At 52.6% G+C, this 14,726-nt stretch carries 16 protein-coding genes; 10 read left to right on the top strand and 6 right to left on the bottom strand.

Features of this window, described 5'->3' with window-relative positions; all coding sequences use genetic code 11:
• The first annotated feature begins 12 nt into the window (after positions 1–12).
• The 8 genes from sfsA (at position 13) to panD (ending at position 6,627) form a co-directional block, all read left to right on the top strand.
• On the top strand, positions 13–717 hold the full coding sequence (gene sfsA, locus HV334_RS04320; RefSeq protein WP_016151742.1) for a DNA/RNA nuclease SfsA: 705 nt from the start codon (positions 13–15) through the stop codon (positions 715–717).
• Between the two features lie 177 nt (positions 718–894).
• Entirely contained in the window at positions 895–1,350 is a 456-nt protein-coding gene (dksA, locus tag HV334_RS04315; protein ID WP_003018625.1) for an RNA polymerase-binding protein DksA, read from the top strand.
• Positions 1,351–1,420: 70 nt separating this feature from the next.
• Positions 1,421–2,317, top strand: a complete 897-nt coding sequence (gene gluQRS, locus HV334_RS04310; RefSeq protein WP_181221214.1) for a tRNA glutamyl-Q(34) synthetase GluQRS — start codon at positions 1,421–1,423, stop codon at positions 2,315–2,317.
• A 71-nt stretch (positions 2,318–2,388) separates the two neighbouring features.
• Positions 2,389–3,783 carry a polynucleotide adenylyltransferase PcnB gene (pcnB, locus tag HV334_RS04305; protein ID WP_203457720.1) on the top strand — a complete coding sequence of 465 codons (1,395 nt, stop codon included), beginning with the start codon at positions 2,389–2,391 and terminating at the stop codon, positions 3,781–3,783.
• Positions 3,780–4,259 (top strand): 2-amino-4-hydroxy-6-hydroxymethyldihydropteridine diphosphokinase, encoded by a 480-nt coding sequence (gene folK, locus HV334_RS04300; RefSeq protein ID WP_181221213.1) that lies wholly within the window; start codon positions 3,780–3,782, stop codon positions 4,257–4,259. Before pcnB ends, folK begins: the two co-directional genes overlap by 4 nt.
• A gap of 120 nt (positions 4,260–4,379) precedes the next feature.
• Positions 4,380–5,171 (top strand): 3-methyl-2-oxobutanoate hydroxymethyltransferase, encoded by a 792-nt coding sequence (gene panB, locus HV334_RS04295; RefSeq protein ID WP_047498557.1) that lies wholly within the window; start codon positions 4,380–4,382, stop codon positions 5,169–5,171.
• A 125-nt stretch (positions 5,172–5,296) separates the two neighbouring features.
• Entirely contained in the window at positions 5,297–6,151 is an 855-nt protein-coding gene (panC, locus tag HV334_RS04290) for a pantoate--beta-alanine ligase (protein WP_181221212.1), read from the top strand.
• 95 nt (positions 6,152–6,246) lie between these two features.
• Entirely contained in the window at positions 6,247–6,627 is a 381-nt protein-coding gene (gene panD / locus HV334_RS04285; protein WP_000621526.1) for an aspartate 1-decarboxylase, read from the top strand.
• 6 nt (positions 6,628–6,633) lie between these two features.
• Here panD and HV334_RS04280 read toward each other — a convergent pair whose 3' ends face one another.
• From HV334_RS04280 to HV334_RS04265, 4 genes are all read right to left on the bottom strand, one after another.
• Positions 6,634–7,863, bottom strand: coding sequence for a polysaccharide deacetylase family protein (locus tag HV334_RS04280; RefSeq protein WP_181221211.1), 1,230 nt, complete (start codon positions 7,861–7,863; stop codon positions 6,634–6,636).
• A 61-nt stretch (positions 7,864–7,924) separates the two neighbouring features.
• Positions 7,925–8,365, bottom strand: coding sequence for a PTS sugar transporter subunit IIA (locus HV334_RS04275; protein ID WP_016151735.1), 441 nt, complete (start codon positions 8,363–8,365; stop codon positions 7,925–7,927).
• 103 nt (positions 8,366–8,468) lie between these two features.
• Positions 8,469–9,239, bottom strand: a complete 771-nt coding sequence (locus HV334_RS04270) for an ABC transporter permease (RefSeq protein WP_003829467.1) — start codon at positions 9,237–9,239, stop codon at positions 8,469–8,471.
• Positions 9,236–10,162 (bottom strand): ABC transporter ATP-binding protein, encoded by a 927-nt coding sequence (locus tag HV334_RS04265; protein WP_046275357.1) that lies wholly within the window; start codon positions 10,160–10,162, stop codon positions 9,236–9,238. The genes HV334_RS04270 and HV334_RS04265 overlap by 4 nt, the downstream gene beginning before the upstream one ends.
• Positions 10,163–10,263: 101 nt before the next feature.
• Between HV334_RS04265 and can the strand changes: the two genes are divergently transcribed.
• Positions 10,264–10,953 carry a carbonate dehydratase gene (gene can / locus HV334_RS04260; RefSeq protein ID WP_016151733.1) on the top strand — a complete coding sequence of 230 codons (690 nt, stop codon included), beginning with the start codon at positions 10,264–10,266 and terminating at the stop codon, positions 10,951–10,953.
• Between the two features lie 70 nt (positions 10,954–11,023).
• Here the strand turns inward: can and hpt are convergent, their stop codons facing one another.
• Positions 11,024–11,560, bottom strand: a complete 537-nt coding sequence (hpt, locus tag HV334_RS04255) for a hypoxanthine phosphoribosyltransferase (RefSeq protein WP_016151732.1) — start codon at positions 11,558–11,560, stop codon at positions 11,024–11,026.
• Between the two features lie 203 nt (positions 11,561–11,763).
• Between hpt and HV334_RS04250 the strand changes: the two genes are divergently transcribed.
• A complete protein-coding gene (locus HV334_RS04250; protein WP_181221210.1) occupies positions 11,764–14,154 on the top strand; it encodes a glucose/quinate/shikimate family membrane-bound PQQ-dependent dehydrogenase in 2,391 nt (796 codons plus the stop codon).
• Between the two features lie 34 nt (positions 14,155–14,188).
• On the opposite strand, the gene HV334_RS04245 is transcribed toward HV334_RS04250, so the two are convergent.
• Entirely contained in the window at positions 14,189–14,710 is a 522-nt protein-coding gene (locus tag HV334_RS04245; RefSeq protein WP_016155709.1) for a hypothetical protein, read from the bottom strand.
• Between the last annotated feature and the right edge of the window lie 16 nt (positions 14,711–14,726).

Here is a 14,726-nt window from a genome sequence, read left to right as displayed (position 1 = left end):
AAGGAACTGTTCATGCAATTTTCTCCACCTTTACAACCTGCAACGCTCATTCAGCGCTATAAGCGTTTTTTAGCGGATGTGATCACACCGGATGGCACAACGTTAACGCTACACTGCCCCAATACGGGAGCCATGACCGGCTGCGCAACGCCGGGAGATACTGTCTGGTATTCGACATCAGAAAATACCAAACGAAAATATCCACATACCTGGGAATTAACGCAAACCCAATCCGGTGCACTTATTTGTGTTAACACGCTGTGGGCCAATAGATTAACGAAAGAGGCTATTCAGCGTTCGTTAATTTCGGAAGTTTCAGACTACAGCACCTTGAAAAGTGAAGTAAAATACGGCGCCGAAGGGAGCCGCATCGACTTTTTGTTACAGGCGGATTCCCGACCTGACTGCTATATTGAAGTGAAATCAGTCACGTTGGCGGAAAAAGATCAGGGTTATTTTCCCGATGCCATCACTGAACGAGGTCAGAAACATCTTCGGGAATTGATGAGCGTAGCGGCCGAAGGCAAGCGCGCGGTGATATTTTTCGCGGTGTTGCATTCAGCCATTACACGGTTTTCACCCGCGCGCCATATCGATGCAAAATATGCGCAATTATTAGTTGAAGCACAGCTTAAGGGGGTAGAAATTCTGGTTTATAAAGCGGAACTTTCTGCCCATGGTATGACTCTTAAAGAGCCGTTGCCCATTACCTTGTAATGGTGTAAACATTCGGTTAATTAGTATTCTGGGCGCGTGGGCAAATACGCTTTTCCTCACAGGGTTGTCAAGTGTTACGTTTAGATAATTGCTATCCGGAAAAGCATCTGCTATTTATAGCGACCTGATTTTTCCCCCGAACATGGGGATCGATAGTGCGTGTTAAGGAGAAGCAACATGCAAGAAGGGCAAAACCGTAAAACATCGTCCCTGAGTATTCTCGCCATCGCTGGGGTGGAGCCGTACCAGGAGAAACCGGGCGAAGAGTATATGAACGAAGCCCAGCTGTCGCACTTCAGGCGTATTCTTGAGGCATGGCGTAATCAACTTAGGGATGAAGTTGATCGCACCGTATCTCATATGCAAGACGAAGCGGCTAACTTCCCTGATCCGGTGGACCGCGCCGCACAGGAAGAAGAATTCAGCCTTGAGCTGCGTAACCGTGATCGTGAGCGCAAACTGATCAAAAAGATCGAGAAGACGCTGAAGAAAGTAGAAGACGAAGATTTCGGCTACTGCGAATCATGCGGCGTAGAAATTGGTATTCGCCGTCTGGAAGCGCGTCCGACAGCCGATCTGTGCATCGACTGTAAAACGCTGGCAGAAATCCGCGAAAAACAAATGGCAGGTTAATTCCGGTCATTTTTACCACGTTTACTTCAGGCGGGAGCTTCTCCCGCCTTATTATTTGTTAGCCCGCAAAATGAGCGATTCACATTATATTGGCCGCTTCGCCCCTTCCCCCTCTGGCGAACTCCATTTTGGTTCACTGATTGCCGCCCTCGGGAGTTACCTGCAGGCCCGTGCTCGTCGCGGAATCTGGCGGGTACGCATTGAAGATATTGACCCCCCTCGTGAAGTTCCCGGTGCTGCAGACACGATTCTGCGTCAGCTGGAACATTACGGGCTGCACTGGGATGGCGATATTTTATGGCAATCCCAGCGTCATGACGCCTACCGCGAGGCGCTGGCCTGGCTGCATCAGCAGGATCTGAGCTATTACTGCACCTGTACGCGCGCGCGTATTCAAAGCGTCGGCGGTATTTACGACGGTCATTGCCGTGAGCTACGCCACGGGCCTGAACAGGCGGCGGTCCGCATTAAGCAACGCCATCCGGTGATGCAGTTTACGGACCAACTGCGCGGTGTGATTCAGGCTGATCCGCGGCTTGCAAGGGAAGATTTTATTATTCACCGTCGCGACGGGCTGTTTGCCTATAACCTCGCGGTGGTGGTGGACGACCACTTCCAGGGCGTGACGGAAATTGTGCGCGGTGCCGATCTTATCGAACCGACGGTACGGCAAATTTCGTTGTATCAACAGTTCGGCTGGCAAGCGCCGGACTATATTCATCTGCCGCTGGCGCTCAACGAACAAGGCGCTAAACTTTCAAAACAAAATCATGCACCTGCACTGCCGCAAGGCGATCCACGCCCGGTGATTGTTGCTGCGCTGCGCTTTCTCGGCCAGCACTCCGATATCCCGTGGCAGGAGATGCGCGTGGATCAGATTCTCACGTTTGCCATTGAAAACTGGAGTCTGACAGCGGTGCCAGAATCGGCGATCGTAAATCCGCCATTCTCAAATGCATCATGCTGAGCTATGATTAGCCGCTATTTTTACACAGCAACACTTGTTCTGATTGAAGTTTGACACTACCGAGGTGCACTATTTTTACCCGAGTCGCTAATTTTTGCCGCAAGGTGCTAAGCCGCGAGGAGCGCGAGGCCGAGCTCGCCGTCGCCCGTCCACACATGACGGTAATCCCGCGTGAGCAGCACTCTATCTCCCGCAAAGATATCAGTGAAAATGCCCTGAAGGTAATGTACAGGCTCAATAAGGCCGGATACGAGGCATGGCTGGTTGGCGGAGGCGTACGCGATCTTTTGCTGGGCAAAAAGCCGAAAGATTTTGATGTCACGACTAACGCCACGCCAGATCAGGTGCGAAAACTGTTTCGTAACTGTCGTCTGGTTGGTCGCCGTTTCCGTCTGGCCCATGTCATGTTTGGCCCGGAAATTATCGAAGTGGCAACTTTCCGTGGTCATCATGAAGGCAGCGAGTCCGATCGCACAACCTCACAGCGCGGACAAAACGGTATGCTGCTGCGCGACAACATCTTCGGCTCCATCGAAGAAGATGCCCAGCGTCGCGACTTCACGATTAACAGCCTGTATTACAGCGTGGCCGATTTCACCGTGCGTGATTACGTTGGTGGCATGCAGGATCTCGAAGAGGGCATCGTTCGCCTGATCGGTAATCCGGAAACGCGCTACCGCGAAGACCCTGTACGTATGCTGCGGGCCGTGCGCTTTGCCGCCAAGCTCGACATGCGTATCAGCCCGGAAACCGCTGAGCCAATCCCGCGTCTGGCAACACTGCTTAACGATATTCCCCCCGCACGCCTGTTTGAAGAAGCGCTCAAACTGTTACAGGCGGGCTATGGGTATGAAACCTATAAAAAACTGCGTGAGTACAGCCTGTTCCAGCCGCTGTTCCCCACCATTACGCGCTATTTCACCGAAGACGGTGACAGCCCAATGGAACGCATCATCGCTCAGGTGCTGAAGAATACCGATAACCGCATCCACAATGATATGCGCGTTAACCCGGCGTTCTTGTTCGCCGCCATGTTCTGGTATCCGTTACTGGAAGCTGCGCAGAAAATTGCCCAGGAAAGCGGTCTGGCTTACTACGATGCCTTCGCACTGGCGATGAACGACGTATTGGATGAAGCCTGCCGCTCGCTGGCGATCCCGAAACGTCTGACCTCGCTGACCCGTGATATCTGGCAGTTGCAGCTACGCATGTCTCGTCGCCAGGGCAAACGCGCCTGGAAGCTGATGGAGCATCCGAAGTTCCGCGCCGCTTACGATCTGCTGGCCCTGCGTGCCGAAGTGGAAAACAACGCTGAGCTGCAGCGTCTGGCGCAGTGGTGGGGAGAATTCCAGGTTTCAGCACCGCCGGAACAAAAAGGCATGCTCAACGAACTCGACGAAGAACCGGAGCGCCGTCGTCATCGTCGCCCGCGTAAACGCGCCCCGCGCCGTGAAGGTTCCGCGTGACCATCGCCTATATCGCTCTCGGCAGTAATCTGGCCTCTCCTCTGGAGCAGGTTAATGCTGCCGTAAAAGCGATTGGCGACATTCCCGACAGCCGTATCGTCGCTGTTTCCTCCTTTTACCGCACACCGCCATTAGGCCCACAGGATCAGCCAGATTACCTGAACGCTGCCGTGGCGCTGGAAACCACTCTCGCTCCCGAAGAATTGCTTAATCATACCCAACGCATTGAGCTGCAACAGGGACGCGTACGTAAAGCCGAACGCTGGGGGCCGCGCACTCTGGACCTCGATATTATGCTGTTTGGCGATGAAGTGATTAACACCGAACGTCTGACCGTGCCGCACTACGACATGAAAAACCGTGGTTTTATGCTGTGGCCGCTCGCTGAAATCGCACCTGAGCTTATCTTCCCGGAGGGTATCAGCCTGCATAAGCTCCTCACCCATCTTGGTGCCGCAAAACCTGCACACTGGTAAAGTATCCTCTCCCCTTCCACGTTTACTACTTTAGTGCCAAACGGTTGCTTAAAACAATTGCCCCCCTGAATGTGACTGTTAGAATGCCGATAAATATGACTTTCATCATCAGGAAATGTTATGAAACCCACCACCATTTCACTGCTGCAGAAATGCAAGCAAGAGAAAAAACGCTTCGCGACCATTACCGCCTACGACTACAGCTTCGCTAAGTTATTTGCCGACGAAGGCATCAAAGTGATGCTGGTTGGCGACTCGCTGGGCATGACGATTCAGGGGCATGACTCCACCCTACCGGTCACCGTTGAAGATATTGCTTACCACACTCGTGCCGTACGTCGTGGCGCTCCCAACTGTCTGCTGCTCTCCGACCTGCCATTTATGGCTTACGCCACGCCGGAACAAGCATTTGAAAACGCCGCGGTGGTGATGCGGGCGGGCGCTAATATGGTCAAAATTGAAGGCGGCGCCTGGCTGGTGGATACGGTAAAAATGCTCACCGAACGCGCCGTACCGGTTTGCGGTCATCTGGGATTAACACCGCAGTCGGTGAATATTTTCGGCGGCTATAAAATTCAGGGCCGCGGCGACGCCGGGCAGGTATTGCTGGATGACGCGCTGGCCTTAGAAGCCGCTGGCGCTCAGTTGCTGGTGCTGGAGTGCGTGCCGGTTGAGCTGGCGAAGCGCGTCACCGAAGCGCTGTCGATTCCGGTTATCGGTATCGGCGCAGGTAACGTCACCGATGGACAAATCCTCGTCATGCACGATGCCTTTGGTATTACCGGTGGCCACATCCCGAAATTTGCGAAGAATTTCCTCAATGAAGCAGGCGACATGCGCGCCGCAGTGCGGCAGTATATGGCTGAAGTGGAGTCCGGCGTTTATCCGGGCGAAGAACACAGTTTCCACTAATTTTTCAGGCCATATATCGGCCTGAAAAGCGTAGCGCCATCAGGCGGTTCGCTGCATGTTGCCGGATGGCGGCGTAAACGCCTTATCCGGCCTACGGTTCCTCAGGCAACTCAAGGAGTCTTGTCGTGTTAATCATTGAAACCCTGCCGCTGCTGCGCCAGCATATTCGTCGTCTGCGTCAGGAAGGCAAACGCGTCGCTCTGGTTCCCACCATGGGCAACCTGCACGACGGCCATATGAAGCTGGTCGATGAGGCAAAAGCGCGGGCTGATGTGGTGATCGTCAGCATTTTCGTCAACCCGATGCAGTTTGACCGACCGGACGATCTGGTGCGCTATCCGCGCACGCTGCAGGAAGATTGTGAAAAGCTGAACAAGCGTAAAGTCGATTATGTTTTTGCGCCAGCCGTTGAGGAAATCTACCCGCAGGGTCTGGATGGCCAGACGTTCGTTGAAGTTCCCGGTCTCTCCACCATGCTGGAAGGCGCCAGCCGTCCAGGCCACTTCCGTGGCGTCTCCACTATCGTCAGCAAGCTGTTTAACCTGATCCAGCCTGATATCGCCTGCTTTGGCGAGAAAGATTTCCAGCAGCTCGCACTGATCCGCAAAATGGTGGCGGATCTGGGTTATGACATTGAGATCGTTGGCGTGCCGATTATTCGCGCCAAAGACGGTCTGGCGCTTAGCTCACGTAACGGTTATCTGACCGCAGAGCAGCGAAAAATTGCGCCGGGTCTGCACAAAGTGATGAACGGCATCGCTGAAAAGCTGCTTGCCGGCCATCGTGACCAGGAAGAGATTATTGCCATTGCCGAGCAGGAACTGAATGAAAAAGGCTTCCGTGCCGACGATATTCAGATTCGTGATGCCGACACGCTGCTGGAGCTGACGGAAACCAGTAAACGCGCGGTGATTCTGGCCGCCGCCTGGCTGGGTCAGGCACGTCTGATCGATAATCAAAGCGTTACATTAGCCCAGTAGACAGGGGTTAAAAATCAGGCAATACTGCCTGAGAATTTCTCAAAGCAGGCCAGTAGCGCCTGCTTAGCCAAGGTAAACGACAGGGTATAGAAGTTATGATTCGCACCATGCTGCAAGGCAAGCTCCACCGCGTCAAAGTCACGCAGGCGGACCTGCACTACGAAGGCTCCTGCGCCATCGACCAGGATTTCCTCGATGCCTCTGGTATTCTGGAAAACGAAGCTATTGATATCTGGAACGTGACCAACGGTAAACGTTTCTCAACCTACGCGATTGCGGCTGAACGCGGCTCCAGAATCATCTCGGTGAACGGCGCAGCGGCACACTGTGCTGAAGTCGGCGACATTGTGATTATCGCCAGCTTCGTCACCATGTCTGATGAAGAAGCCCGCACCTGGCGTCCGAAAGTGGCCTATTTTGAAGGCGACAACGAAATGAAGCGCACCGCGAAAGCCATTCCGGTACAGGTTGCCTGACAGCCCTTACCCCTGCGGCTGATTACTTATCAGCCGCGACATCGTCTCCAGCGAATCCGTTCTTAAAATATAAAGTCTTTTCAATAAGAACGGATTATCCCCCGGTTTAACCTTCCCTCTCACCGTGGTGACCGCCATGTGGAATCCCGCGTCGCCTGCCGCTTTTACTGCCGTGGAGTTATAGCCGCCAAACGGATACGAAAGATAAAGAACGTGAGGGTTAAACTGAGACAACGCCCGACGCGAACGGGCGAAATCAAACAGAATATTATGATAGCTGCGACTCAGCAGGATTGGCCGGTGATTCGCATCAACCCGATGTAAAAAATGGGTATGCGACTGGAAGTCGAACACGTCCCTGATCTCATTCAGTTCCGCGATGCTCATAAACTGCAGTGATTTCGGATCCCACTTCTGCGGGTGGCGCTTGATACGTGAGGAGATAATAAACGCCGTTGCCTTCATGCCGTGCTGCTTCAGAATCGGGTAAGCATAACGACTCACCGACTTCAGACCATCATCAAAAGTCAGCACCACCGCCCGCGCCGGGAGATTCATATTGTTGCGAACATAGCCTTCCAGTTGGTACATCGTCAACGTGGTGTAGCCGCGGTCCTGTAGCCAGGCCATCTGGTTGCTGAAGGCGCGTACGGAGGTTGTCGTAGAGGTGTGGCGAAAACGGGTATTCTCTTCATCGCGCAGAATATGGTGATAGGTTAACACCGGGATACCGTTGTCTTCCTGCGCATCCAGAGCGCTGATATAGGCCAGTCTGCCGCCAATACGGATCTGGTACCAGGTTTGGTTGAGACGGTCTTTAAGCTTGCTGATAACCGGATAACGCAGATTATCCGCCAGCACGCCAAACGGGGCGCTACCAACATCCGGAGCGTTATAAACCGGCGTATCTTTCCAGGTGATCAGGCTTTGGTTGCTGAGAGGTTTATTGAGATCGCCCAGACCATCATCGACTTTCTGCCGCCCCTGCACAGGCTCCAGATGCCCCTTATCAATAAACCCGGTACCAAAACCAAAGGTAAATTCGTAATAGTCTGCCGCAATTGGCTCAATGGCGAGGATCTGCCCGGCGCGAATATTTCCTACCGTCACCATCTTGTTGCCAATCTGCGCCCACACGGCGGCTGCTTCGGTGGTTTGCATGTAGCGAGCAGGCAAAGCCGCAGCTATGCTGCCAGAAAACAGGAGCAATAAAACAAGCAGAACGCGCATCACCATATGAGATAACCGAGGCGAGAAACCCCGGCTATTGTAGCAAAAGCGCCATCAATACCAATGATTAATACTCATACAAATCATGCTTCAACACGAAGGGGGGATTTTTCTGTTGTTGATGCCAGAGGCTAGAGACTTCGGGCCCGCCAAGCGCAACGATGCTATCACGAAACGCAGAACTGCTCATCGATTCCCGCGACGAAAGCATTCGCTCAAGCAATGGATAACTGATACCTGAAATCACTTCACACTGGGGATGTTTATGGCTCATTAACGAAGCCACGCGGTAAGGCGCGGCCCCGGCCATATCCGTCAGGAATATCACACCCTCGCCAGAGTCTGTAGCATGCAGGGCATGGCACATCATGCGGCTTAGCATATTCGAGCTAAGCCCACGCCAAAAACTCACCGCCTGGCATTGAACCAACGGGCCGTACTTTTTCTCCAGACGATGCAGCATATCCTGTGCCTTATCATCATGACAGGTAATTACCCAACCTAGCATTGCCTACCTCCTTAGCAGGCAAGTAGTTTATCAGGGTGATAAATCCGTAATGGTGATAAGCATCAAAAGTCTTCCTCTCCCGGGCAAGGAGAGGAAGAAAGCATTAGCTGCGCAGGCCGCGTCCGCGCTGAATCAGGTACCAGCACAGCAAATAAAACGCCGCGATAAACACCACCAGCACGCCAAAGGTCGTGACCAGCGGAACATCGTGGATCCCCAGGAAGCCGTAACGGAAACCGCTAATCATGTAGACAATCGGGTTCAGATGGGACAGTCCCTGCCAGAACGGCGGCAGCAGCGTTAACGAATAGAAAACGCCGCCCAGATAGGTCAGCGGAGTCAGCACGAAGGTTGGGATCAGGCTGATATCGTCAAAGGTTTTAGCGAAAACCGCGTTCAACAGACCGGCCAACGAAAACAGCACCGCCGTTAACACCAGCGTAAGCGCCACAAAGACCCAGGAATGCACCTGGAACGGCACAAAGAACAGCGAAATCGCTGTTACCAGGATCCCTACGCACAGGCCACGCGCCACGCCGCCGCCAACAAAACCGGCGATGATCACGTGCGTCGGTACCGGAGCGACCAGTAACTCTTCAATGTTGCGTTGAAACTTGGCGCTGAAGAATGACGATGCCACGTTAGCGTACGAGTTGGTAATTACCGCCATCATAATCAGCCCTGGCACGATAAACTGCATATAGCTAAAACCATGCATTTCGCCGATACGCGAGCCGATCAGGTTACCAAAGATAATAAAATAGAGCGTCATAGTAATGACGGGAGGAACCAGAGTCTGGACCCAGATTCGCATAAAGCGGTGGATCTCTTTCGCCCAGATGCTTTTCAGCGCAACCCAATAAAGCTGCATCATGCGCGATCTCCTTGTTTTTCATGCACCAGAGAAACAAACAGTTCTTCCAGTCGGTTCGCTTTGTTTCGCATACTCAATACCTGAATGCCCTGGGCGCTCAGCTGTGAGAACACGCTGTTGACCCCCTGTTCACGCAGGACTTCCACTTCCAGCGTGGAGGTATCCACCAGCCGGTATTGATAGCCCTCCAGTTTTGGCAGCGGGCTTTTCGGTGCCAGATCGAGAATAAAGGTCTCGGATTTCAGCTTAGAGAGCAGGCTCTTCATCGAGGTGTTTTCCACCAGCTCGCCGTGCTGAATAATGCCGATGTTGCGACACAGCATTTCCGCTTCTTCGAGATAGTGAGTGGTCAGAATAATCGTGGTGCCTTTGTCGTTTAAATCCTTTAAAAAACCCCACATTGAACGACGCAGCTCAATGTCGACCCCCGCCGTCGGTTCATCAAGGATGAGTAATTTAGGCTCGTGCATTAGTGCGCGGGCAATCATCAGACGGCGTTTCATCCCGCCGGAGAGCATGCGCGCGCGCTCGTTACGTTTTTCCCATAAATCGAGCTGCTTTAAATATAGTTCGCTGCGTTTGACCGCCTCTTTATACTCAACGCCGTAATAACCCGCCTGGTTGACTACGATCTGCTGCACGGTTTCAAACGGGTTAAAGTTAAACTCCTGCGGTACCAGACCAAGCTGGCGTTTCGCATTAACGGTATCTTTTTCAAGATCGTATCCGAAGACGCTCACCCGCCCAGAGGTTTTATTCACCAGCGAGCTGATTATCCCGATGGTGGTGGACTTGCCTGCGCCATTCGGTCCCAAAAGCGCATAAAAATCCCCCGCTTCGACTTGCAAATCTATTCCGCGTAACGCCTGAACGCCACCGGGATAGGTTTTTTTAAGTTGTTGAAGTTCCAGAGCAATGGTCATGGTTTTTTACTTACCTTACATTCTAATGCTTGATATTTGGTTTTAATAAATCAGGAGTTAACCTATATTAGCGCAACGCAATTCAATTGGTTACAGCCTCCATGAAAGACATAGATACACTCATCAGCAACAACGCGCTATGGTCAAAGATGCTGGTAGAAGAGGATCCCGGATTTTTTGAAACGCTGACTCACGCACAAAATCCGCGCTTTTTATGGATTGGATGTTCCGACAGTCGCGTTCCCGCAGAACGTTTAACCGGTCTTGAGCCGGGTGAATTATTTGTTCACCGTAATGTTGCCAATCTGGTTATTCACACCGACCTGAACTGTCTCTCAGTGGTTCAGTATGCGGTGGATGTGCTGGAAGTGGAACATATTATTATTTGCGGCCACTATGGATGTGGTGGCGTACAGGCGGCTATTGAAAATAAAGAACAGGGGCTGATTGATAACTGGTTACTGCATATTCGCGATATCTGGTTTAAACACAGTTCACTGCTGGGCGAAATGCCGCAGGAACGTCGCATTGACACCCTGTGCGAACTGAATGTAATGGAGCAGGTCTACAACTTGGGCCACTCAACCATCATGCGTTCAGCCTGGAAGCGCGGTCAGAAAGTTACCATTCACGGCTGGGCTTACGGTATTCATGATGGCCTGCTGCGCGATCTGGACGTCACCGCCACCAGTCGCGAGACGCTGGAGCAGCGCTATCGCCAGGGGCTGTCTAACCTCAGCCAGAAACATACCAATCACAAGCAGATACCAACAAGCGGCAGCGACGCTTAAGTCGCTTTTCGGCCTGCGGGGAAGTATCGTGCAGGCCGAATAAGCAAAGCGCCATCAGGCGCTCCCGACATTACTCGTCCAGCAGCACCACTTTGCCAACGTACGGCAAATGGCGATAACGCTGGGCATAGTCAATGCCATAGCCGACAACAAACTCATCTGGGATAGAGAATCCGATAAACTCAACCGGAACATCCACTTCACGACGGGTAGGTTTGTCCAGCAGCGTACAAATAGCCAGGGATTTCGGCTCGCGCAGGCTCAGAATCTCACGCACTTTTGACAACGTGTTACCGGAGTCGATGATGTCTTCGACAATCAGCACGTCCTTGCCACGAATGTCTTCATCCAGGTCTTTCAGGATTTTAACATCGCGCGTGGTGGACATTCCGCTGCCATAGCTGGAAGCAGTCATGAAATCGACTTCGTGGGAGACATGCACTTCACGGCACAGGTCGGCCATAAACATAAATGAGCCGCGTAACAGACCAACCAGCACCATATCGCTGCCGCTGTCCTTGTAACGTTCGTTAATCTGACGTCCCAGTTCAGCAATACGCGCTTTGATCTCCGCTTCCGGGATCATGACTTCAACAGTATGTTTCATATCTCTAACCATATGATTTAAAAACAAATCACTCAATGCTAACTTTTAATAAGCCAGCATCTAAGCGCAAGGCACGCAGTATACCAGCAAAAGCATTCATACGCGGCATCTGTTGATAAAGTTCATAATGTGACGTTTATCACGCGTTTTAGCTCCTATAATTAACTGCTATTAAAGAAATAACACCTGTGATGGTATTTTTTATGGCAAATAACAACGTACGTTCTCAACAGCTTATCGTGACCCTGAGCGCCCTGTTTGCGGCACTTTGTGGACTATATCTCCTGATTGGTGGAGGCTGGCTGGTCGCCATCGGTGGCTCCTGGTATTACCCGATCGCGGGCCTTGCCATGCTCGGTGTGGCTCTCCTGCTGTGGCGCAGTAACCGATCCGCCCTTTGGCTGTATGCCGCCCTGCTTTTCGCCACCATGATTTGGGGCGTCTGGGAAGTCGGCTTTGATTTCTGGGCGCTGACGCCGCGTAGCGACATCCTGGTCTTCTTTGGTATCTGGCTTATCCTGCCTTTCGTCTGGCATCGCCTGATTATCCCTTCCAGTGGCGCAGTAGCGGCGCTGGTGGTGGCCCTGCTGATTAGCGGCGGTATCCTGACCTGGGCTGGCTTCAACGACCCACAAGAGGTTCACGGCACGCTGAGTGCAGATACCTCTCAGGCCGATGCAATCTCAGCGGTTGCCGACGAGGACTGGCCGGCTTACGGTCGCAATCAGGAAGGTCAACGCTACTCACCGTTAAAACAAATTAACGCTGACAACGTTCATCAATTGAAAGAAGCCTGGGTATTTCGTACCGGGGATTTAAAACAACCCAACGATCCCGGTGAAATCACCAATGAAGTCACGCCAATAAAAGTGGGGGATACTCTTTATCTGTGTACCGCCCACCAGCGGCTGTTCGCCCTGGATGCGGCCAGCGGTAAAGAGAAGTGGCATTTCGATCCCCAACTCAATACCAATACCAGCTTCCAGCACGTAACCTGTCGCGGCGTTTCTTATCATGAAGCCAAACCGGATACGGCTTCTGCAGAGGTGATGGCCGACTGTCCGCGCCGCATCCTTTTGCCTGTCAATGATGGTCGACTGTTTGCCTTGAATGCCGAGACCGGCAAGCTGTGCGAAACCTTCGCCAATAAAGGTATTTTAAATCTGCAGACCAATATGCCGGATACCTCACCGGGCCTGTACGAACCAACGTCTCCCCCGATAATCACCGATAAAACTATCGTTATTGCCGGGTCGGTAACCGATAACTACTCAACCCGCGAAACATCCGGGGTGATACGTGGTTTTGACGTCAATAACGGCAAGCTTCTATGGGCGTTTGATCCCGGTGCCAAGGATCCTAATTTCATCCCGTCAGATGAACATACCTTCACCTTTAACTCACCCAACTCCTGGGCGCCTGCGGCCTACGACGCGAAGCTGGATCTGGTGTATCTGCCCATGGGCGTTACCACGCCGGATATCTGGGGCGGTAACCGCACACCGGAACAGGAACGTTACGCCAGCGCCATTCTGGCGTTAAATGCCACGACCGGGAAATTGGCCTGGAGCTATCAGACCGTTCACCACGATCTGTGGGATATGGACTTACCGGCGCAGCCAACCCTGGCGGATATCAACGTCAATGGAGAGAAAATTCCGGTCATTTATGCCCCGGCAAAAACCGGTAATATCTTTGTGCTCGACCGCCGTAATGGTGAACTGGTGGTGCCTGCCCCGGAAAAACCGGTGCCGCAAGGTGCAGCCAAAGGTGATTATGTCAGCAAAACCCAGCCGTTCTCCGATCTCAGTTTCCGTCCGCAAAAAGATCTCAGTGGTGCGGATATGTGGGGCGCAACCATGTTTGACCAGTTGGTGTGCCGCGTAATGTTCCACCAGCTGCGCTATGAAGGCATTTTTACCCCGCCTTCAGAGCAAGGCACTCTGGTGTTCCCGGGTAACCTCGGCATGTTCGAATGGGGCGGCATTTCCGTTGATCCCAACCGTCAGGTAGCCATTGCCAACCCGATGGCGCTGCCGTTCGTTTCTAAGCTGATCCCACGCGGTCCCGGCAACCCGATGGAGCCGCCGAAAGATGCCAAAGGTACTGGCACGGAGTCCGGTATTCAGCCGCAGTACGGCGTACCGTTCGGCGTAACGCTCAATCCGTTCCTTTCACCATTTGGTCTGCCGTGTAAACAGCCAGCATGGGGCTACATTTCCGCCGTAGATCTGAAAACCAATCAAGTGGTATGGAAAAAACGCATTGGCACGCCACAGGACAGCATGCCATTCCCAATGCCGGTTCCGGTGCCGTTCAATATGGGGATGCCGATGCTGGGTGGACCTATCTCCACCGCGGGTAACGTGCTGTTTATAGCTGCGACTGCCGATAACTATCTGCGCGCATACAACATGAGCAACGGTGAAAAACTGTGGCAGGGTCGGCTTCCGGCAGGCGGCCAGGCAACGCCGATGACGTATGAAGTTAACGGTAAGCAGTATGTGGTGATATCAGCCGGGGGCCACGGCTCATTTGGCACTAAGATGGGCGATTATATCGTGGCATACGCGTTGCCGGACGACGCGAAGTAAAATGGACAACGCCCGCTAATCAGCGGGCGTTTTTTTATTCAAACTTCAGTGACAGTAACGACGCTTTTGCGGCTTCCTGATACTGAGCCACCAGATCTTTGGTCATATTGAAGGAGACCTGCACCGCTTTCTCGTTTTGCGAGGTAATCAGCAGCATATTGAGAATTTCAGTATCCGGCGCTTGAGAACGGAAAGTAATCAGCCACGCTTTATGTCCATCAACCGTGACAGGTTCCGCCTGCGGCTTGAAATTGGTAAGCATCTTCAGTGTCGCATCCTTTGCCATATCCAACTGAGCGGCAGGCAACGCGTTGCGCCCGGCGGTAATACCTAGAGACGCTTTACCGCGTTCGTCACCGTAAATCACCTGTGGACGGTTTTCAGAAGGGTATTTGATTTTTGCCATTTCGTCCGGCATTGGCGTGAGCGTCTGCGGAATTTCGAGACTTAAATTCAGTTTTGAAATCTGTTGGCGTTCCATCTTCATCGCAGCCTGTGCCGAAACCGCCAGAAGCATAATAAAAGATGCCGTCAGTACTTTACGCAAAAGGGTCATGAATACCTCGTGATGA

Source organism: Citrobacter sp. RHBSTW-00944 (assembly GCF_013615435.1).
Classification (GTDB): domain Bacteria; phylum Pseudomonadota; class Gammaproteobacteria; order Enterobacterales; family Enterobacteriaceae; genus Citrobacter; species Citrobacter braakii.
The sequence above is the reverse complement of the archived record's forward strand: the minus strand, read 5'-3'. Positions and strand labels throughout refer to the sequence as shown.

Bases quoted from the DNA above. Each gene is read 5' to 3' on its own strand.
- sfsA (WP_016151742.1), top strand. From the start codon at position 13: ATGCAATTTTCTCCACCTTTACAACCTGCAACGCTCATTCAGCGCTAT.
- dksA (WP_003018625.1), top strand. From the start codon at position 895: ATGCAAGAAGGGCAAAACCGTAAAACATCGTCCCTGAGTATTCTCGCC.
- gluQRS (WP_181221214.1), top strand. From the start codon at position 1,421: ATGAGCGATTCACATTATATTGGCCGCTTCGCCCCTTCCCCCTCTGGC.
- panB (WP_047498557.1), top strand. From the start codon at position 4,380: ATGAAACCCACCACCATTTCACTGCTGCAGAAATGCAAGCAAGAGAAA.
- panD (WP_000621526.1), top strand. From the start codon at position 6,247: ATGATTCGCACCATGCTGCAAGGCAAGCTCCACCGCGTCAAAGTCACG.
- HV334_RS04280 (WP_181221211.1), bottom strand. From the start codon at position 7,863: ATGGTGATGCGCGTTCTGCTTGTTTTATTGCTCCTGTTTTCTGGCAGC.
- HV334_RS04275 (WP_016151735.1), bottom strand. From the start codon at position 8,365: ATGCTAGGTTGGGTAATTACCTGTCATGATGATAAGGCACAGGATATG.
- HV334_RS04270 (WP_003829467.1), bottom strand. From the start codon at position 9,239: ATGATGCAGCTTTATTGGGTTGCGCTGAAAAGCATCTGGGCGAAAGAG.
- HV334_RS04265 (WP_046275357.1), bottom strand. From the start codon at position 10,162: ATGACCATTGCTCTGGAACTTCAACAACTTAAAAAAACCTATCCCGGT.
- can (WP_016151733.1), top strand. From the start codon at position 10,264: ATGAAAGACATAGATACACTCATCAGCAACAACGCGCTATGGTCAAAG.
- hpt (WP_016151732.1), bottom strand. From the start codon at position 11,560: ATGAAACATACTGTTGAAGTCATGATCCCGGAAGCGGAGATCAAAGCG.
- HV334_RS04250 (WP_181221210.1), top strand. From the start codon at position 11,764: ATGGCAAATAACAACGTACGTTCTCAACAGCTTATCGTGACCCTGAGC.
- HV334_RS04245 (WP_016155709.1), bottom strand. From the start codon at position 14,710: ATGACCCTTTTGCGTAAAGTACTGACGGCATCTTTTATTATGCTTCTG.